Genomic DNA, 19,217 nt, shown 5'->3' with positions numbered 1-19,217 from the left:
CAATCGATTAATTATTTAACACAAATAAGGCTGTTCAAGGTTCACTTTTAAATGATTGATAACTTTGATTACCCCCGGCGTTTTATACGCAATCCTTTCAGCTTCTTCTTTTTGAAAAATTGACCCAACGATTCCAGATAACTGTACAGTTGCACCAGCAACCTCAACATCGATCTCATCTGTATCAAACGCCCAATGTCTTTGTAATGCCTTTTCCAGTAATTCTTTCTCTACCTGATCGAATACTTCTCTTTTAAGTTTAATGTTATTGGTAACTTCCCTTACTCCCTTCTGGTTTCTAATTAATTCCAGAGCGAGCTCTCTTTGAAAATTCCATGGTAAAATACCTTCTGCAGTTACACAGCCTTTTTCTACAATGATATCAACCGTATTTTGCGGAACGACCTGATTCTCTTTCAATTTTGTGACAATTTGAGTTGCAATTTCCTGATCAGTGGTATAGGAAGTTTTTTCAAGTATAACCTGAATTTCATCTACAATTGCTGCTACACCTTTAATTTTTTTTGCAGCATGCAGGGCTTCTGTTTTTTTAACAAGCATGTCAACATTTCCTGTTAAGGTAACTACACCTTCTTTTACAATAACTCCAATCTCGGCTGCATGCAGCAAAGGCTCGAATTTGAGCGCTTCCTGAATTTCTCTTTGCAAAATATCATTACTTTTCATATTTTTTTATTTAAGGTTTGCATAAATCAATCAAATTCGACTAAAAGTTCATTATCTACATACCATACACCAGGTGTATTCCATGCAATTCTTTCTGCTTCCTCTTTCTGAAATAGTGAACTCACAATACCACTGAGAGTAATAGTTTTATTATCGACTCTAACTCGTATATTATCAATATCAAGCAACCAGCTGCGACGAAGCGCTTTTTCAACAAACTCCTTTTCTAGTTCATTTTTTATTTCGGCCTCAATTTTTATTTTATCAATTACTCCCCTAACACCTTCTAAATAACGAATAGCATTCTCTGCTGCTTTTCTTTGAAAATTCCAGTGCAAAATCCCTTCAAGTGTTACCCATCCATTCTCTACTGTTACTTTGAGCAGATGGTCAGGAACGGCCCAGTTTTCACGCAATACCTTAACAACTGATGCAGCTATATCGGTATCACTTTTAATTGCTGAAAAATATAGATCAACTTTTACATCGTCGACAACTGCTTTTACACCAGCAATATTTTTAACAGTTTGCTCCGCCTCTTTTTTCTGCGTATAATTATCTACCGTACCTCCAAGGGTTACAATACCATCATTAACGCTAACATCTATCTCGTTAGAATTTAAAATAGGCTCCCATTTGATCGCTTCTTTTACTTCTTTAAGTAAAACATCATTATTTTTTTTCATGGCAAAAAAATTTAAAAATTATAGCTTTGAATGATAATAAACAAAGCATTATCCTTTTTTATAGTTAGGTAAAATTCAAAAAAGCAGATTGGAAAACAAATGATCCCCATCAATCTCAAAAGTGATGTAAGTCATTATCCGTAAATAAGAGATTTAATACATTTACTCGAAGAAGTAAGACAATATTAAAAATTAATTGAACACCTTAAAAAGATTTGTTTTTTCGTCCAGTAAAAATTAATCTAATCTTAAGCAAATAAAAAAAAATAAGATATACAACAATTCGTTATTTCGTAAAGACCTTAAAACAAGACTTTAAAATGAAACTAATTACCTTATTCCTTTTATTGACAGTAATTCCTATAAATTGGGAACCTGACTTTAATAATGCGAAAAAAATTGCAAAGGAAAAACATGAACTGATTCTGCTCAATTTCTCAGGATCGGATTGGTGTGGTCCGTGTATTGTTCTTCGCAGGGATTATTTAGAGAGCCAGGTATTTAGTGATATGGCAAACTCAAATTTAGTATTGGTAAATGCTGATTTTCCAAGAAAGAAGAAAAATATTGGTACACCCGAACAAGTAAAACGTAATGAAGATTTAGCCGAAATTTATAACAAAGAAGGAAGTTTTCCTCTTACCCTTCTTCTGGATGCCGACGGAAAAGTTATCAAAACCTGGCACGGCAAACCTGAAACTACACCTGATGAGTGGACTGCAGAAATAAAAGCAATCTGTGATAGCAAAAAGTAACATATTAAAAAATCAAAAATATTCGCAATCCCTAAAACTCATGGGAAACAACTTTACTATTACAGTTGTAGCCGGAAATGCGAAAACGGGAAATGAGAATATCAATCTTGCCATTGAAGAAATCAGAAGGATCGAAAAACTGTTCACTACTTATAAAGAGGACAGTCAAACCAATCTGATAAATCAAAATGCAGGAATAGAGCCTGTCAAAGTAGATCAGGAGGTCTTTAATCTTATTGAAAGAGCTACGGGAATTTCGAAAATTACACAAGGAGCTTTTGATATTTCGTATGGAAGTCTTGACAAAAGTCTGTGGAATTTTGACAAAACAATGACCAGTCTTCCTAACCCTCAGACAGCAAAAAAAATGATTCACCTTATTGATTACCGAAATATTATTCTTGACAAACAGAATTGTACTGTTTTTCTAAAAGAAAAAGGAATGCGAATTGGTTTTGGTGGTATCGGAAAAGGTTATGCCGCAGAAATGGCTAAACAAGTACTGCTTAAAAATAATGTTCATAGTGGTATTATAAATGCCAGTGGAGATCTCTGTGCCTGGGGACTACAGCCAAACGGTCAAAAATGGACTATTGGTGTAGCCAATCCTGATGCCCCAAATACTGCTTTTTCTTATATGGAGATATCTAATAAGGCAGTTGCCACTTCTGGAAATTATGAAAAATTCGTAACCATCAACGGAAAAAAATATTCGCATACTATTGATCCCAAAACGGGACTTCCAATAACCGGAATAAAAAGTGTTACCATTATCGCTTCAAATGCTGAATTTGCTGATGCAATGGCCACTCCAATAGCGGTTATGGGAATTAAGGCAGGATTGTTTCTAATTGACCAGATTCCGGATCTATATTGTATTATTATCGACGACAACAATAAAATTTACACTTCAAAAAACATCAATCTGAAATGAAAAAGCCAAAACAAAAAGCGCTCGTATTATTATGTAGTATTGCTTTTACAGGCATTCTACTCACCTCCTGTACTTCGGTAAAAGAATACCAAAAAGGAAAAATCAACGATTCTGAAATGGTACTTTCTAACAGGAAAATCGAAAAGACAGAACTCAGCTTTCAATCCTACCGTGAAGGAGCTTCCGGAGCAAATTCAGGAAAAAGCGGCGGCGGCTGCGGTTGTAACTAATTTTCATAAAATTAAAAATGAAAAGAATATTCATAACAGGATTTGCTTTATTGGCATTATTTCAATCAAGAGCGCAAAACGTTCCTACTGATTCTACCAGTTATAAAAGCAAAAAATTAAAATTGGAAGAAGTAAATCTGGTTTCGAGTTATTATAGCCAGGACGGGAACAATTCAGCTGTTACAGGAGGGATTGGTTCTGAGCATCTTACTGACATCGCCAATACTATTGATGTTAAGTTAGTCAAGTACGGAGAAACGGGTATAAAGCATACCTTTGATATTGAAGCAGGTATTGACCACTATACCTCTGCCTCATCAGATATGATTGATTTGAGTGCCAATTCATCTGCATCCTCTTCAGACAACCGCTTCTACCCTTCTCTAACTTATCTGAGAGAAAACGAAGAAAAAGGAAGAACACTGGGAATTGGCGTTTCATCATCGACCGAATTTGATTACCAGTCTTTTGGAGGAAACATTAGTTTTTCACAAAAAACAAAAGACAAAAACGGAGAATTTACAGCTAAGTTTCAAACCTTTATCGATCAGTTAAAACTAATTGAACCGGTTGAACTGCGTCCACCAGGCCAAGAAGGTTATGGCAGTGCCAACCGAAATACTTTTGCAGGAACTTTGAGTTACTCGCAGGTTATAAACAAAGACCTGCAGATAATGCTTGTAGGAGATGTTATCAGTCAAAATGGTTATTTGAGTCTTCCATTTCACAGGGTTTATTTTGAAGATGGTTCTGTTCATCAGGAAAAAATGCCCGATACCAGACTTAAAATTCCACTGGGAATCAGAGCCAGTTATTTTTTCGGAGATAATGTAATTATTCGCGCCTATTACAGATATTATACCGATGATTGGAGCTTAAAGGCCCATACCGCTGATCTTGAAATTCCGGTAAAATTAACGCAGGCATTTTCAGTGAGTCCGTTTTATAGATATTATACTCAAACCGGAACGAAGTATTTCAAACCATATGGTGAACATACCCCAGCCGATGAATACTACACCAGTAATTATGATTTGTCAAAGTTTGACAGTAGTTTCTTTGGAATGGGCATGAAGTTTACGCCGTTAAATGGAGTCTTTGGACTTAAACATTGGAATACGCTGGAACTTCGTTATGGTCATTATACTAGAACTACAAATATGACTTCGGATATTATTAGTATTAACATTAAATACAAATAAAATTAATTAAAAAAAAACACAAAGCCCAATTGAATTGGGCTTTGTGTTTGAATAACATCACAGCAGCAAGAGGAAATTGTTCCAGTACAAAAGAACAGATAAGAATCTCTGATAAAAAACCATTACCTTTAAATCAGAGAACAGCAATCGAAAATGAATAAAATTATTGAAAAATTGACCCGTCATCTAGCAAAAAATCCCAGAAGACTATTCTTAATTGACTCTGTGGGGGCTCTGCTTAATTCTGTGCTGCTCTCTGCCGTGCTTTCAAATCTAAGCCCCTATTTTGGGATGCCCAAGACAACATTAACTCTACTCTTCTCAATAGCGGCTTGTTTATGCTTTTACTCCGCTGTATGCTTTTTATTTTTAAAAACAAAATGGACGCTTTACATCAGAATAATAAGTTCTGCCAATTTACTGTACTGTGCGCTGACCACTGCCTTTTTATTTATTCATTACAGCAAGCTTACAGCTTTTGATCTGATGTACTTTTCACTTGAAACAGCAATTATCTGCCTGCTTGTTTATACAGAGCTTACCGTATCTGCTAAAATTCTAAACAGCAGTAAGGGCAGTCAAAATATCTCGCGCAGTAAACCCCGCCTTTAAAATCAGCATTACATTAACGTTTGATTTTTCCCATTAACCCCTTTGAAGAGGCAGCTTTGTATTTCTAGTATACAACTTAGCAAAAAATTCAAAAAATAATTCGTAAAGGCCAAAAACCTGCTGATCCGGGACAGGAAAAATTAACCATGAAAAAATTAAAATTCAGCACAAAGAACCCGTACAAAAAAAAATAAAGCTTTTAGGTCATTTAATAATTCTTCTTTTTCAAAATCAGTATATTTGCATCACTTATATTGTTACACTTTCTTTCTGGAGAAATACAATCCCTGCAGGTTCCCTAATGAAGCATTTAAACTTACTATACGTTTTTCTAATATCGCTGCTTGCCTTCACAGCTGACAGCGCATCAGGCAGATCACCTGAGCCATCTTGCGCTGGGCACTTAAAAACTGGCTTTATCTCTTTTGACAATACTTTAATCACTTCTGCATTCGTAATAAAATATAAAGAGCTGGATGTCCATTTTAAATTTAAAAGTAAAGTAAAATACCGTGCAACTGCTTCGGAAAGCGATGCTTTAAATATTCCTTACAGCACTAAATCAGCACTTTTTACAATCTTTAAAAACAGCTTAATTTACGGTATTGAAGTTATTTACCAAATTCAGCGTCATAATTACCTGCACCTCTACCAGCTTTTCTAAAAGCGGGCTTTCCTTATTTAAGTAAAAAATTCTCTGCGTAATCCTATAGCTTACAAAACTGTAAAAAACAGAAAGATATAAGAAATATGCAGTTAAGCCAGACAAGCTGTTTCTAAGACTGAAACTCTCAGCCAAGAACACTGTTCTTTCAGTATTAGTTCAGCTGTTTTTAAGAAAAATCCAATTTAAAGAAATCTTCAATTCATGCCGCAGCGATATCTTTGAACAATTGGGAACTCTTTAGTATTTGTATTTACAAGTCTAAAAACCAAATTGCAGCATATTACTGCACAAATAAATTCTTGCAGCAGTAAACAATAGCACCAGATACCCTTGTTCACTGCAACATAAAAATATTGAGACATAACACATTCAAACAGCTCCAGCAGGTAAAAAATTAATCCTTCATGAGCTTTACAACGCTGCTTACAAATGATAAAAATAGTCCTAAAACACCTTTTAAAAGCCAAACATATCCTTATTGAAGGACAGAGAAAATTAACCCGCAAACAGTTCATTTTTCTCTCCAGCGTACTGATTGGAATTACTGTTGCCTTTGCTGTAATATTTTTAAAGGCCTTTGCCCATTGGGTCTTTTCCTTTGCAGCTTATATCAACGCAATAGTAAAATTAAGTTTCATTAACAGTGTGCTTCCCGTTATCGGGATCGTATTGACTGTATTTGTGGTGAAAAGGATCTTAGGGGGAAGCCTGGAGAAAGGGACTTCTCAAATCCTGTACACCGTCGCGCGAAAAGCCAGCATTATCCCTAAAAAACAAATGTACGCCCAGATCATGACCAGTTCCCTTACCGTGGGGCTCGGGGGCTCGGCCGGACTGGAGAGTCCGATTGTCATCACCGGGGCGGCCTTTGGTTCCAATTTTGCCCAGCAGTTCAAATTAAGCTATCAGGAACGGACGCTGCTCATAGGATGCGGGGTTGCAGCCGGTATAGCGGCCGCTTTTAACGCTCCTATAGCCGGTGTGCTTTTTGCTGTCGAGGTGCTGCTGGTAGATGTTACAATCGCGGCTTTTACCCCTATTATGATTGCTGCGGCAACAGGCGCGCTTGTCTCAGCGGTCGTCTTAAATGAAAATATACTGCTGGTTTTTAGAGAAAAGCAGACATTCGACTATCATAATATTCCATTTTACGTGCTGCTGGGGCTTTTTACTGGTCTTACAGCAGTTTTCTACGCCAGGAAATTTCTAAAAACAGAACATTTTTTCGCCCATTTAAAATTTGGCCCCTATAAAAAAGCCCTGATTGGAGGAGCGGTATTGGGAATTCTTATTTTTGTTTTCCCTGCCCTATTTGGTGAAGGTTATGAAAGCATCAAAATCCTGGCCGATAAGAACCCAGGAGCACTTTTAAAAAACACACTCTTTGAGCAATACAGCAGCAGCAGCTGGGTGCTGCTGGCCTTTGTGGGATTTTCCATGTTCCTAAAAGCTTTTGCTTCCGGGATAACGCTTGGAAGCGGCGGGAACGGCGGGAACTTTGCCCCTTCTTTATTTCTGGGTTCCTATGCAGGATACTTCTTTTCAAAACTCCTAAATCTGACCGGCTTAACGGATCTTCCGATAAGCAACTTTACCCTTGTAGGGATGGCAGGAATTCTCAGCGGGCTGTTTCATGCCCCGCTGACAGCGATTTTTCTTATTGCAGAAATAACCGGAGGCTACGATCTGATGATACCCCTTATGATCGTCGCTTCGGTGAGCTTTGCTGTTTCAAAACGTTTTGAAAAACATTCTCTCGATGTAAAAAACCTTGCCCGAAAAGGAAATGCCTTCACCAGCAATAAAGACAGCAATATTTTATGCACGCTCAATATTGAGGATCTGGTAAAAAAAGATTATTTGACCCTTACAGCAGATCAGGATATGGAAAAGATTTCCGATCTGCTGGCACACTGCGATCAGGTGGTTTTTGGAGTAGTGAGCCCGGAGAATGAGCTCGAGGGACTGGTTTATTTTGATGACATCAGAGAAATCATTTTTGATACTTCTCAAATTAAAAATACAATGGTCAAAGATATAATGTTAAAGCCGGTTCAAACTATCTATCTCTTTGACAGCATGGAAACCGTCATGAATAAATTTGAGAAAAGCAGTAAAATATTTCTCCCTGTGGAAAAAAACGGCAGGTATTATGGTTTTATGGCTAAATCAGATATTTTGGAATCCTACCGAAACAGGCTTAAATCCATGGCATTTGAATAATAACTTTTAGGGATTATTACAATGGTACATTTTTGTTCCAGCTAATAAAAAAAATGCAGACCGCAGCAAATTTTAAAAAAAGGTAAAGAGCCGTTCGATCAGCTTTTGTTTTTCTCCCTGCAGCAAATTGAATCCCGAGCTATTATTTTGAATTTAAATCAACTAAACAATAATATATTAAGCGCTATAGCCGCTTTAAGATACGCATGAAAAATTTACTCTTTTTTTTATTTTCTATACTACTAGTTCAAACAGCACAGTCTCAAAAAAATTCTTTAAAAAAGATCTTAGCCCAGCTCCAGCCAGGTGTCAAAGACACCATATTTCATTTAAGCACCTTGGATTCCATTACGGCAGATCTTCCCGCAACTCTAATTAAAGGGAGCCAGAGCGGTCCCACTTTTACAATAACGGCAGGTATTCACGGAATGGAATATCCCTCCATAGCCTCTTTGCTGCAGCTTCGCAGGGAAATAAATCCTCAAAAACTTAAAGGAAATTTAATCATTATTCCCATTATGAACCTGCAGTCCTTCTACCAGAGAACTCCTTTTGTAAACCCCTCGGACAACCTGAACTTAAACCGCGTTTTTCCAGGCAGCAGAACAGGAAGTATCACCGAGGTAATTGCTGATTTTATAACCACTCAGGTTTTTGACGCCACGGACGTGTTTCTGGATCTGCATGGCGGGGATGTCAATGAAGATCTCATACCCTTTATCTGTTATTACGATAACAAGGAATTCAAAGAGCAGACCCGGCTGGTTTCCCGTCTTAGTGAAAACAGCGGTTTTTCCACCATTGTGAGTTATCCCTATGCCATTGCCGAAGGCCAGCCGGCGATGTATGCCTTTAAGCAGGCCGTAAGGCTGGGCATCCCGGCGCTGAGCATTGAAATTGGAAAGCTTGGCAGCTGCGAGAAGTCAGATGTTTCCTTTACTAAAAATGCAGTTTATCGCATGCTCAAAGAGCTGCAAATGTATGAAAGCAAAAAAGTGATACCAGGTGCTCCTGCAAAAAACAAATATAACAGGCAGGCCTATGTTCCGGGACCCGGCCAGGGATTATTTTACAGCAGTTTTAAAGCAGGAAGCAGAGTGATAAAAGAAGAGGAAATTGGCTATATCACAGATGTTTTTGGCCGTAATGTGAAAATAATCACCGCGCCCCAAAGCGGCACAATTCTCTATAAAGCAGGAAGACTGCCGGTAAACGAAGGCGAAACATTATTCTGTATCGGCTATAAGGCTGTGGATTAATTTTATATCAATACCGAAAGCTCCAAGATCCTGCCGCTTTGAAAAGTTTTTATCTCCATGAACAATACTGCCTGCTGTCAGCCGTTTACAATAGTTCGGTGCCTGCCTATCATAACAGTACTATAATTAAAGCACTCAGACAAATTTAAACTCCTATGAAAAAATTTCAAATAAAAAAAACAGAGCACGGAAAATGGCTTGTATCTCACAACGAAGTTCCCAAATTCAGCTGTATTTTTGAAGATAAGAAATTCAATTACGACAGAACAATCATCGGCCTTTTAGATCCAGCAGGTGATCCAGAGGAAATTCAGCTTTTGCAAAAAATGGAAAAATGGCTCAAACAATACCACAAGGATAAAATCAATGGATAATAAACGGTTCACTTTACTAATAATCTTTTCGAACTCCATCCCTGTTATTAAAATAAATCTTATCTTTAAATACAGCGATCACAGCAGTAACCCTAATGTAGACACTCATGAGAAAAATTACTGATATTCTGAATCTTAGAGAAGGAGAAGACGACAGGGAAAAAACACTGCAGACCGTTAAAAAAAACATTTCCTTTAAAGGAGCCAATCTTTGGATACTGGCCTGCGCCATAATTGTGGCCTCGGTGGGGCTTAATGTAAACTCAACAGCTGTTATCATCGGAGCGATGCTCATCTCCCCTCTGATGGGGCCTATTGTAGGGGCCGGTTTTGCCCTGGGCATTTATGACTTTTCACTGCTTAAAAAATCACTCAAAAACCTGCTCAATGCAACGGTTGTGAGTCTGGTGGTCTCCACGCTTTATTTTTACCTGAGTCCTTTCAAGGACGTTCAGTCGGAGCTTCTGGCGAGAACCTCCCCGAACATTTACGATATTCTTATCGCTTTTTTTGGCGGTGTTGTCGGGGTCATTGCCGTTACGCGGTCAGAGAAAGGAAATCCTATTCCCGGAGTAGCTATTGCAACGGCTTTAATGCCTCCTTTATGCACCGCAGGATACGGGATTGCAACTGCCCAGTGGAGCTTTTTTCTAGGAGCTTTCTACCTTTATTGCATCAACTGCGTTTTTATAGGTATCGCCATTTTTCTAATCATAAAATACCTGAATTATCCTGCTGTTAAACAGGTGGATGAAAAGCAGCAGCAAAAAGTTAAGTATATTATTGCTTTTCTCATTACTGCAATGCTCGTTCCCAGCAGTTATCTCGCCTACTCTCTATACAGGGAACAGCAGTTTAAAAAAAATATAGAGCTTTTTGTTCACAGTGAGTTCAGCAGCAAGGGTTATACGGTGGTTTATAAAAAGACGGATTTTAACGCGAAGCAGAAAAAACTCGAACTTGCTTTCTTATCGAAACGATTTTCCGATAAGGAGATTCAGAGCCTTAAAAGCAGACTCAACAGCAATAAGTACCTTGCCGGCACCAGCCTTCGCATCAGACAGGACAGCACCGACCGCTTTAACGACATAAAAGGCGATATCTTAAATCAGATCAAGAGCAGCGAGAATGAAATGAATGTAAAGGATGTTAAAATAATCCAGCTGGAAAAAGAGCTGGCAAAAAACAAATTTGACAACAAACAGCTTTTAAAAGAAATAAGAACCTTATTTCCTGATGTCCATTCGCTTTCCATTGCCAAAAACACTTTAGTGAATTATAAAGACAGCACCTCAACGATCACCGCTGTAATTTACGATGCCTCAAAAAACCTAACGGCAGAGGAAAGTGAAAAACTGACCAAATGGCTCAATGAACGTCTTTTAGTGAAAGATGCCGTATTGTTTAAAAGACAGTAAGCCCTTAAGAAGAATCAACAAAAAACTACTGTTCCCGTTTCTTTTTATTATACCAGCTCAGTAGCATAAAGCCTGATACCCCAGCCAGTATAGAAGCAGTAAGTATCGCAAATTTCGCCTCATTCTGATAGGCCTGTTCCTTAAAAGACAATAGCGCTATAAATATGGACATGGTAAAGCCGATTCCGCCTAAAAGCCCCAGTCCAAGTACATGAGTCCATGTCGTCTGAGCAGGCAGATCAGCAGCCCTGATCTTCACCGAGAACCATGACATTACAAAGATGCCAATGGGTTTGCCCAGGAAAAGCCCCAGAATAATTCCAAGTCCGAGATTACCGGTAAGTCCCTGCAGCATTTCAGATTCAAAAGCAATGTTAGTATTGGCCAGTGCAAAAACAGGCATGATGATAAAGTTTACCGGACGAGCCAAAGCATGTTCCAGCTTTTCCAAAGGGGAATCCGTTTCTTCTTCGTTAGTGGGAAGCGTTAAGGCCGTAAGCACTCCGGCTATCGTGGCATGAATGCCTGAATGGTGTATAAAATACCACATCACCGCACCGGGCAGGAGATAAAAAAACAAATTCTTTACCCCCAAACGGTTAAAAATCATAAGCAGTACAAATATACCCCCTGCATAAACCAGATACAGAAAATGAAGTTCCGAGGAATAAAAAACCGCGATAACCAAAATAGCAATCAGATCATCCACAATGGCCAGCGCGGCAAGAAAAATTTTAAGCCCCGAGGGAACCTTATCTCCTAAAAGGGAAAGTATTCCAAGCGCAAAAGCAATATCGGTTGCCATTGGGATTCCCCATCCTTTGGCAGTATCAGGACTTTGTCCGTTAAAAAGAAAGTAAATCAATGCGGGAACCATGACCCCTCCTACAGCTGCCAGCACCGGCAGGGCCGCATGGCGAAGAGATGAAAGCTCACCTTCTATCACTTCCCTCTTGATTTCAAGGCCTACCAGCAGAAAAAAAACAGCCATCAAACCATCGTTGATCCACAGCAGGATCGGATACCGCAGCTGCAGGCCCGCTGCTTCAAATCCCAAAGGATACCCCAGCAAATCATTAAAATGTACTCCGAGCCCCGTATTGGCCATTATAAGAGAAACCAGCACACAAATTAAAAGCAGAATCCCTCCTGCTGCGGAAGATTGGAAAAAATGCGCGAAAATTTTGAGATTTATAAGTTTTGCCATTGGACAAAAATAGGCATTAGGGCTTAAAATGCCAAGAAGATCCATGCATAAAAATGAACCAGCACCCGGTATTATTAATAATGCCAGTTAGGACCATTCACGTAAGTAAGATTATTTTGCAAAGGCACACTAATTAGCACTCTACTGTTAACGGGCACCGGCTGGGTATCCCGTTCATTTTATCCGGTCTCTTCATCATCAGCCCTTATATAAAAAAGCCTGCTTTTAAGAGCTGATATGCAAAAGGCATTGATAAGACCTGGGCTGGAACCATACTTCATATTAGGAATTGGTGCCCAGCTTTTCATTTTCTTTAAAACGGCCGGCTTTTGATAAAAAAAGACAAGGCATAATCTCTATTTATTTGCCAATTCATAATATGAGGGCTAAAAATAAATGATTTTTTTAATAAATCGTCTAAAAAATCCCAAATTACCATTTGCCATAAATTAGTAAATTACAGTGATTGTTTTTATAAAATTCTTTATCTAAATTTGTATTTCCTATGAAAAAATGGTTTGCTAGTTTTACCCTGTCACTTGTTGTCCTGTTAATGGGATATGGCAGTGTATATACAAGCAGCAGCCAATTCTCAGAGAAAAAACCGCACCCTGCAGCACTTCAGGAAATAAAGTCCGATATGGGAGCTTATCTGGCTAAAAGACATTCTGTTGAAACCTTCAAAAGAAAATGCTGTCTTTTAGATAATGAAGAAAATGAAGAAAATTTTTCCACCATTCAAAAACAGCTTGTAAAAAGCAGCTGCTTTTTACATTTCCTGCGCCGCAATAAATTTGCAGTGTGTCCTGCCTTTAACAAAAAGGCTAATAACTTTAAAATTTTCGCCTTACTTTCTAATAAAGTATACCTTCGATTTCAAGTTTTCAGAATTTGATTTTTTATCCTAAGTAGTCACAAACTATTTCCAATTTACCGTTTTATCCTTTGCCAGCAGATGATTTCTATAAGCCGGCAAACGGATGCGGAATACTTCAGCCTTATTTAAGGCTGTTAAAAAAATCAAAATCATTACGTTTTAATTCTGAAATTATTATGAAAAGAATTTTCATGCTCATGTCTTTATGTGCATTAGTTTTTGCAGGCTGCAACTCTAAAAAAGAAGGAGAAAAAGAGCAAAAAACCAAATTTCTGGTTACGAATCCAATTGAAAAAGATACTACCATTACAAAAGATTATGTATCGCAGATACACTCTATTCAACATATCGAAATAAGAGCGCAAGAGCGCGGTTACCTTGAAAAAATTTATGTAGATGAAGGACAAATGGTTAAAAAAGGCCAGCTGTTGTTTAAAATTATGCCTGCGCTTTATGAAGCCGAATTAAAAAAATCTAAAGCAGAAGTAAGTTTCAGCTCAATAGAATACCAAAATGCTAAAAAATTAGCTGACGAAAAAGTGGTTTCTCCAAATGAACTGGCAATGGCAAAAGCCAAACTGGAAAAAGCAAATGCTGAAATGGCCTTAAGCAAAGTTCATCTTCAGTTTACAGAAATCAGAGCGCCTTTTGACGGAATAATCGATAAATTTCATGTCCGTCAGGGAAGTTTAGTTGATGAAGGCGAACTGCTTACAGAATTGGCAGACAACAGTTCAATGTGGGTATATTATAATGTACCGGAATCTGAATATTTAGATTATCAGGAAAAAGCAGGAAAAAATGGTAAAATGAAAGTTTATTTATTGATGGCCAACAATAAAAAATTCCAATATCCCGGAGTTGTAGAAACCATTGAAGCCGATTTTGATAATGAAACAGGAAATATTCCTTTTAGAGCTGTTTTTCCAAATCCAAAAAGATTGTTACGACACGGGGAAACCGGAAGCATCCAGATGCCGATAGAACTGAAAAATGCTATGCTGATACCTCAGAAAGCAACTTTTGAGGTTTTAGACAAAAAATATGTATATGTAATTGATAAAAACAATGCAGTAAAATCGAGAGAGGTTGTTATTGCTGCCGAAATGCCTCACCTATTTGTAATAAAAGAAGGTTTGTCGATTCATGATAAAATACTTTTAGAGGGACTTCGTCTTGTAAAAGAAAATCAAAAAATAGACTACGAAGTTTTAAAACCCGAATCGGTTATGTCCAACTTAGAACTGTATGCGGAATAACCGAATCTAAAAGAAAAAGAAATGTTTAATAAATTTATACATAGACCCGTTTTTGCAATTATAATTTCGATTATAATTGTATTTATAGGCACGCTGTCGATCAAACAGCTACCTATTTCGCAATTCCCTCAAATTGCGCCCACAACTGTAAATATCTTTATTGCTTATCCGGGAGCAAGTGCCGATGTATTGGTAAAATCTACTTTAATCACCTTAGAGAATTCGCTTAACGGTACACAAGGTGTGCGTTATATGGCGACAGATGCCACAAGTGCTGGAGAAGCAACACTTAGAATCATTTTTGAACCAGGAACCGATCCTAATGAAGCTGTAATCAGAGTCAAAACAAGGGTCGATCAGGTAATGCCATTATTACCTGAACTGGTTCAGCGTGAAGGAGTTGTTATTACCCCTATTCAGCCCAGCATGCTGATGTATGTGAATCTTTATTCGAAAAGCAAAAGCATGGATGAAAAATTCCTTTACAACTACGCTGATGTAAAAATGATTCCGGAAATCAGCCGTGTTAAAGGTGTTGCGAGAACTCAAATTTTAGGAAGCCGTAAATATGCCATGCGTGTTTGGTTGAATCCTGACCGAATGCGAGCTTACAAAATTTCTGTTGAAGAAGTGATGGAAGCTTTACAAGAACAAAGTATTATTGGCCGTCCGGGACGATTAGGACAAAGTTCTGGTATTGCAGCACAATCTTTAGAATATGTATTGACTTATAAAGGAAGATACGACGAGCCAAAACAATACGAAAATGTAATTGTCCGTGCGAATTCTGAAGGTGAAAGCATTCGCTTAAAAGACATTGCAAAAGTAGAATTAGGAAGTGAATTCTTTGATATTTACTCCAATCTAGATGGTCATCCTTCTGCCGCAATTGTATTAAAACAAAACTACGGAAGTAATGCAAGCGACGTAATCAATGACGTTAAAGCGAAACTGGAAGAAATGAAAGCAAGTTTTCCTCCAGGAATGGATTATAAAATCAGTTATGACGTTTCGCAATTCTTAGATGCTTCTATCGATCAGGTGGTTCATACTTTGAGAGATGCCTTTATTTTGGTTGCCTTAGTTGTATTTATATTTTTAGGAGATTGGCGCTCCACTTTAATTCCAATTATTGCCGTTCCAGTTTCTTTGGTTGGAGCTTTCTTTGTGATCCAGATGTTTGGAATGTCAATCAACTTGGTAACCCTATTTTCATTGGTATTAGCGATAGGAATTGTAGTTGATAACGCGATTGTCGTTGTCGAGGCCGTCCATGCCAAGTTTGAAGAATTTCCGCATATTACGCCTTACCATGCTGTAAAATTAGTTTTGGGTGAAATTGGAGGTGCGATTATCGCCATTACAGCCGTTATGGTTTCGGTTTTTATCCCCGTTTCGTTTATGTCGGGTCCGGTTGGAACTTTTTATAGACAATTTTCGGTTACCATGTCAAGCTCGATTATTATTTCAGCAATCGTGGCTTTAACCCTTACTCCTGTTCTTTGTGCGATTCTTTTGAAAAACAATCACGGAAAAGAGAAAAAAGGAAATATCTTGACGAAGTCTCTTGATGCTTTTAACAGATGGTTTGAAAGACTTACAGGCCGTTATGTTGTCGTTCTAAAAACAATTGTGAGCCGAAGAGTTCTAACTTTCGGAATTTTAATTGCGTTCTGTGCTTTCATTTTTATAGAAAATCAAGTTTTACCTTCTGGATTTATTCCGAGTGAGGATCAGGGAACTATTTACGGAATCATTCAAACACCACCGGGTGCAACTTTAGAAAGAACCAATCAGGTAGCGCAGAAACTGCAGAAAATCTGTGAAAAGGTTGAAGGTGTTGAATCGGTTTCTTCTTTGGCGGGTTACGAAATCATGACGGAAGGCCGTGGTTCTAATGCTGGAACGTGTTTGATTAACTTGAAATCATGGTCGGACAGAAAACATTCTGTTACAGAAATCATGGAAGAGTTAGAAAAGAAATCTAAAGATCTGGGTGCTGTTGTAGAGTTTTTTGAACCGCCTGCAATTCCAGGATTTGGTTCTTCTGGAGGTTTTTCTATGCGTTTGTTAGACAAAACAACCAATACCAATTATCAGGACTTTGACAAAATCAACAAGCAGTTTATGGCCGAATTAGGCAAACGTAAAGAGCTTTCTGGTTTGTTTACATTCTTCGCAGCCAATTATCCGCAGTATGAATTAGAGATCAACAATGATTTAGCGATGCAGAAAGGAGTTTCTATTGGTAAAGCGATGGAAAACCTCAACATTCTAATCGGAAGTACCTACGAACAAGGATTCATCAAATTTGGACGTTTCTTTAAATTATACGTGCAGTCTGATCCAAAATTCAGAAGACTTCCGTCAGATATATTGAATCTCTATGTAAAAAATGATCATGGAGAAATGGTGCCTTATTCTGCTTTTATGACGCTTAAAAAAACACAGGGACCTAATGAGATCACGCGTTACAACATGTATAATTCTGCTGCTATTCAGGGTCAGCCTGCAAAAGGATACACCACTGCTGATGCCATTAAAGCAGTACAGGAAACAGCGCTTAATACATTGCCTAAAGGATATGATATTGCATGGGAAGGTCTTTCTTATGATGAAGCTGGACGAGGTAACGAATCACTTTACATCTTTTTAGTCGTATTGGCTTTCGTTTATTTTGTGTTAGCTGCGCAATATGAGAGTTTTATTATTCCGTTTTCAGTGATTTTATCGATTCCTGTTGGAATTTTAGGTTCGTTTGTCATTCTTCAAATGATGGGCTTACAAAACGATATTTATGCGCAAATCGGATTAATTATGTTGGTCGGACTGCTCGGTAAAAATGCCGTATTGATAGTCGAATTTGCCGTCCTCAAACACCAGCAGGGCGCTACCATTCTCGAAGCCGCTATTGAAGGCGCTAAGGTTCGTTTCAGACCAATCTTAATGACATCATTTGCCTTTATTGCAGGATTGATTCCGTTGATTTTCGCTTCTGGAGCGGGTGCAATCGGTAACAGAACTATTGGAGGATCCGCGCTTGGCGGAATGCTTTTCGGAACCATTTTCGGAGTAATTATTGTTCCCGGGCTATACTACATTTTTGGTTCATTGGCTCAAGGCCGAAAACTAATTAAAGGAGAAGAAGAAAGTTCATTATCTGATGATTTTATGCATCATGTACATGATTTTTCAACAAACAATCAAACGGAGGAAAATGAAGAATAACAGAAATATAAAATACGCAGGTCTTGCCTGCGTATTACTCACCATAGCGGGTTGTAAAACGACAACTATTGTAGAAAAAACAGAAAACAAAACACTGCCAGAAAACTATGCTGACACTGGCTTAGACACTCTAAATACCGGAAAAGTAAAATGGAGAAGTTATTTTACAGACGAAAATTTAGAAAATCTGATTGATATCGCTTTAAAAAACAATCAGGAATTAAACATCACACTTCAGGAAATTGAAATTGCCAGAAGCGAAGTAAAAGCACGAAAAGGAGAATACCTGCCTTTTGTAGGTTTTAGCGCCGGTGCAGATGTAACGAAGTCAGGAAGATACACAAGCACAGGTTCTGGTGAAGCTACAACAGAAATTATGCCTGGGAAAGAAACACCAGATCCGCTTCCTAATTATCGTTTTGCGCTGACTTCAAGTTGGGAAATCGATATTTGGAACAAACTGCATAATGCTAAAAAAGCAGCTTTAAACCGTTATTTAGGTTCTATTGAAGGAAAGAATTTTGTAGTTACCAATTTGATTGCAGAAATAGCCGATTCGTATTACGAACTTTTAGCGTTGGATAATCAATTGAAAATCATCATGCAAAATATTGACATTCAGACCAATGCATTAAAAGTCGTAAAAATACAAAAAGAAGCGGCAAGGGTAAACGAACTGGCTGTACGCCGGTTTGAGGCTCAGATTTTAAGCACGCAAAGCATTCAGTTTGACATACAGCAGCAGATAACCGAAACAGAAAATAAAATCAATTTCCTGTTGGGGCGTTTTCCTCAAAAAATTGCCAGAAACAGCAATACATTCAGTTCTATAACTCCTGCAGATATTCATGCCGGAGTGCCTTCTCAGCTTCTGGAGAATCGTCCCGACATTAAAAAAGCAGAAATGGAACTAATCGCTGCAAAACTCGACATTAAGGCCGCTAAAGCTAAATTTTATCCATCGCTGGGCATTTCAGCAGGAATTGGTTATGAAGCTTTCAATGCCAAGTATCTGCTGACTTCTCCAGAATCTCTATTGTATTCCATAGCCGGAGATTTGGTTGCTCCTCTGATCAACAGAAATGCTATTAAGGCAAGTTATCTTACTGCAAGCGCCAAACAAATTCAGGCAGTTTACAATTATGAAAGAACTTTGGTAAACGCTTATGTTGAAGTTGCGAATCAGCTTTCTAAAATTCAAAATACAGCAAAAAGCTATGATTTGAAGTCAAAACAAGTTGATGCTTTAAACGAATCTGTTCAGATATCCAATAACTTATTTAGTTCTGCCAGGGCAGATTATATGGAAGTTTTACTGACCCAGAAAGATGCTTTAGAATCTAAGTTTGAACTTATCGAAACCAAAAAACAGCAGATGAATGCTTTTGTTAATGTTTATAAAGCCTTAGGCGGCGGCTGGAATTAGTAGTTTTCATTTTTATTTTTTTTTAAAGGAGCCCTGTTTTTTAACAGGGCTCCTTTTCTGCTTACCACCTAATCCCGGATCAAATCTAAAACTAATCCAGCTGTATAATTCCTAAGCGTATGCCCCTCAGGCAATAGAGTCTGTCCGCAATCTTCCGCCGCACCTATGATTTT

At 38.0% G+C, this 19,217-nt stretch carries 17 protein-coding genes; 14 read left to right on the top strand and 3 right to left on the bottom strand.

Annotated features, from left to right (window positions below; translation table 11 throughout):
- Nucleotides 1-15: 15 nt before the first annotated feature.
- On the bottom strand, nt 16-687 hold the full coding sequence (locus QLQ95_RS17430) for a BON domain-containing protein (RefSeq protein ID WP_289058566.1): 672 nt from the start codon (nt 685-687) through the stop codon (nt 16-18).
- A 26-nt stretch (nt 688-713) separates the two neighbouring features.
- Nucleotides 714-1,373: a BON domain-containing protein gene (locus tag QLQ95_RS17425; RefSeq protein WP_482500801.1), complete on the bottom strand. Its 660-nt coding sequence runs from the start codon at nt 1,371-1,373 to the stop codon at nt 714-716.
- 320 nt (nt 1,374-1,693) lie between these two features.
- Here QLQ95_RS17425 and QLQ95_RS17420 point away from each other — a divergent pair, with 320 nt between their 5' ends.
- From QLQ95_RS17420 to QLQ95_RS17375, 10 genes are all read left to right on the top strand, one after another.
- Nucleotides 1,694-2,128 carry a thioredoxin family protein gene (locus QLQ95_RS17420; protein ID WP_286968983.1) on the top strand — a complete coding sequence of 145 codons (435 nt, stop codon included), beginning with the start codon at nt 1,694-1,696 and terminating at the stop codon, nt 2,126-2,128.
- Nucleotides 2,129-2,168: 40 nt separating this feature from the next.
- Nucleotides 2,169-3,062, top strand: coding sequence for an FAD:protein FMN transferase (locus QLQ95_RS17415; RefSeq protein WP_395414790.1), 894 nt, complete (start codon nt 2,169-2,171; stop codon nt 3,060-3,062).
- Nucleotides 3,059-3,292 (top strand): DUF4266 domain-containing protein, encoded by a 234-nt coding sequence (locus tag QLQ95_RS17410; protein WP_056191669.1) that lies wholly within the window; start codon nt 3,059-3,061, stop codon nt 3,290-3,292. Before QLQ95_RS17415 ends, QLQ95_RS17410 begins: the two co-directional genes overlap by 4 nt.
- Nucleotides 3,293-3,309: 17 nt before the next feature.
- On the top strand, nt 3,310-4,494 hold the full coding sequence (locus tag QLQ95_RS17405; RefSeq protein WP_395362947.1) for a DUF3570 domain-containing protein: 1,185 nt from the start codon (nt 3,310-3,312) through the stop codon (nt 4,492-4,494).
- Between the two features lie 153 nt (nt 4,495-4,647).
- Entirely contained in the window at nt 4,648-5,106 is a 459-nt protein-coding gene (locus QLQ95_RS17400; RefSeq protein WP_219071338.1) for a hypothetical protein, read from the top strand.
- A 301-nt stretch (nt 5,107-5,407) separates the two neighbouring features.
- Entirely contained in the window at nt 5,408-5,770 is a 363-nt protein-coding gene (locus tag QLQ95_RS17395) for a hypothetical protein (RefSeq protein WP_482491161.1), read from the top strand.
- A gap of 432 nt (nt 5,771-6,202) precedes the next feature.
- Complete coding sequence (locus QLQ95_RS17390; RefSeq protein ID WP_482500798.1) at nt 6,203-7,996, top strand: chloride channel protein; 1,794 nt, start codon at nt 6,203-6,205, stop codon at nt 7,994-7,996.
- 206 nt (nt 7,997-8,202) lie between these two features.
- On the top strand, nt 8,203-9,255 hold the full coding sequence (locus QLQ95_RS17385; RefSeq protein ID WP_482500796.1) for a M14 family metallopeptidase: 1,053 nt from the start codon (nt 8,203-8,205) through the stop codon (nt 9,253-9,255).
- A 155-nt stretch (nt 9,256-9,410) separates the two neighbouring features.
- Entirely contained in the window at nt 9,411-9,629 is a 219-nt protein-coding gene (locus tag QLQ95_RS17380) for a hypothetical protein (protein ID WP_095954559.1), read from the top strand.
- Nucleotides 9,630-9,736: 107 nt separating this feature from the next.
- Nucleotides 9,737-11,047, top strand: a complete 1,311-nt coding sequence (locus QLQ95_RS17375; protein ID WP_482500794.1) for a TIGR00341 family protein — start codon at nt 9,737-9,739, stop codon at nt 11,045-11,047.
- Between the two features lie 25 nt (nt 11,048-11,072).
- On the opposite strand, the gene nhaA is transcribed toward QLQ95_RS17375, so the two are convergent.
- Nucleotides 11,073-12,254 carry a Na+/H+ antiporter NhaA gene (gene nhaA, locus QLQ95_RS17370; RefSeq protein WP_482491158.1) on the bottom strand — a complete coding sequence of 394 codons (1,182 nt, stop codon included), beginning with the start codon at nt 12,252-12,254 and terminating at the stop codon, nt 11,073-11,075.
- A 505-nt stretch (nt 12,255-12,759) separates the two neighbouring features.
- Between nhaA and QLQ95_RS17365 the strand changes: the two genes are divergently transcribed.
- From QLQ95_RS17365 to QLQ95_RS17350, 4 genes are all read left to right on the top strand, one after another.
- Nucleotides 12,760-13,149 (top strand): hypothetical protein, encoded by a 390-nt coding sequence (locus QLQ95_RS17365; RefSeq protein ID WP_482491157.1) that lies wholly within the window; start codon nt 12,760-12,762, stop codon nt 13,147-13,149.
- A gap of 158 nt (nt 13,150-13,307) precedes the next feature.
- Nucleotides 13,308-14,390 (top strand): efflux RND transporter periplasmic adaptor subunit, encoded by a 1,083-nt coding sequence (locus tag QLQ95_RS17360; RefSeq protein WP_095927849.1) that lies wholly within the window; start codon nt 13,308-13,310, stop codon nt 14,388-14,390.
- A 21-nt stretch (nt 14,391-14,411) separates the two neighbouring features.
- Nucleotides 14,412-17,618 carry an efflux RND transporter permease subunit gene (locus QLQ95_RS17355; protein WP_482500793.1) on the top strand — a complete coding sequence of 1,069 codons (3,207 nt, stop codon included), beginning with the start codon at nt 14,412-14,414 and terminating at the stop codon, nt 17,616-17,618.
- A complete protein-coding gene (locus QLQ95_RS17350; RefSeq protein ID WP_482500791.1) occupies nt 17,608-19,044 on the top strand; it encodes a TolC family protein in 1,437 nt (478 codons plus the stop codon). Before QLQ95_RS17355 ends, QLQ95_RS17350 begins: the two co-directional genes overlap by 11 nt.
- Nucleotides 19,045-19,217: the final 173 nt, after the last annotated feature.

The sequence above is a fragment of the Flavobacterium sp. B330r genome, from assembly GCF_056824325.1.
The sequence above is the reverse complement of the archived record's forward strand: the minus strand, read 5'-3'. Positions and strand labels throughout refer to the sequence as shown.

What these genes read in the sequence shown, in the direction of transcription:
- QLQ95_RS17430 (WP_289058566.1), bottom strand. Translation starts at nt 687, where the DNA reads ATGAAAAGTAATGATATTTTGCAAAGAGAAATTCAGGAAGCGCTCAAA.
- QLQ95_RS17425 (WP_482500801.1), bottom strand. Translation starts at nt 1,373, where the DNA reads ATGAAAAAAAATAATGATGTTTTACTTAAAGAAGTAAAAGAAGCGATC.
- QLQ95_RS17420 (WP_286968983.1), top strand. Translation starts at nt 1,694, where the DNA reads ATGAAACTAATTACCTTATTCCTTTTATTGACAGTAATTCCTATAAAT.
- QLQ95_RS17415 (WP_395414790.1), top strand. Translation starts at nt 2,169, where the DNA reads ATGGGAAACAACTTTACTATTACAGTTGTAGCCGGAAATGCGAAAACG.
- QLQ95_RS17410 (WP_056191669.1), top strand. Translation starts at nt 3,059, where the DNA reads ATGAAAAAGCCAAAACAAAAAGCGCTCGTATTATTATGTAGTATTGCT.
- QLQ95_RS17405 (WP_395362947.1), top strand. Translation starts at nt 3,310, where the DNA reads ATGAAAAGAATATTCATAACAGGATTTGCTTTATTGGCATTATTTCAA.
- QLQ95_RS17400 (WP_219071338.1), top strand. Translation starts at nt 4,648, where the DNA reads ATGAATAAAATTATTGAAAAATTGACCCGTCATCTAGCAAAAAATCCC.
- QLQ95_RS17395 (WP_482491161.1), top strand. Translation starts at nt 5,408, where the DNA reads ATGAAGCATTTAAACTTACTATACGTTTTTCTAATATCGCTGCTTGCC.
- QLQ95_RS17390 (WP_482500798.1), top strand. Translation starts at nt 6,203, where the DNA reads ATGATAAAAATAGTCCTAAAACACCTTTTAAAAGCCAAACATATCCTT.
- QLQ95_RS17385 (WP_482500796.1), top strand. Translation starts at nt 8,203, where the DNA reads ATGAAAAATTTACTCTTTTTTTTATTTTCTATACTACTAGTTCAAACA.
- QLQ95_RS17380 (WP_095954559.1), top strand. Translation starts at nt 9,411, where the DNA reads ATGAAAAAATTTCAAATAAAAAAAACAGAGCACGGAAAATGGCTTGTA.
- QLQ95_RS17375 (WP_482500794.1), top strand. Translation starts at nt 9,737, where the DNA reads ATGAGAAAAATTACTGATATTCTGAATCTTAGAGAAGGAGAAGACGAC.
- nhaA (WP_482491158.1), bottom strand. Translation starts at nt 12,254, where the DNA reads ATGGCAAAACTTATAAATCTCAAAATTTTCGCGCATTTTTTCCAATCT.
- QLQ95_RS17365 (WP_482491157.1), top strand. Translation starts at nt 12,760, where the DNA reads ATGAAAAAATGGTTTGCTAGTTTTACCCTGTCACTTGTTGTCCTGTTA.
- QLQ95_RS17360 (WP_095927849.1), top strand. Translation starts at nt 13,308, where the DNA reads ATGAAAAGAATTTTCATGCTCATGTCTTTATGTGCATTAGTTTTTGCA.
- QLQ95_RS17355 (WP_482500793.1), top strand. Translation starts at nt 14,412, where the DNA reads ATGTTTAATAAATTTATACATAGACCCGTTTTTGCAATTATAATTTCG.
- QLQ95_RS17350 (WP_482500791.1), top strand. Translation starts at nt 17,608, where the DNA reads ATGAAGAATAACAGAAATATAAAATACGCAGGTCTTGCCTGCGTATTA.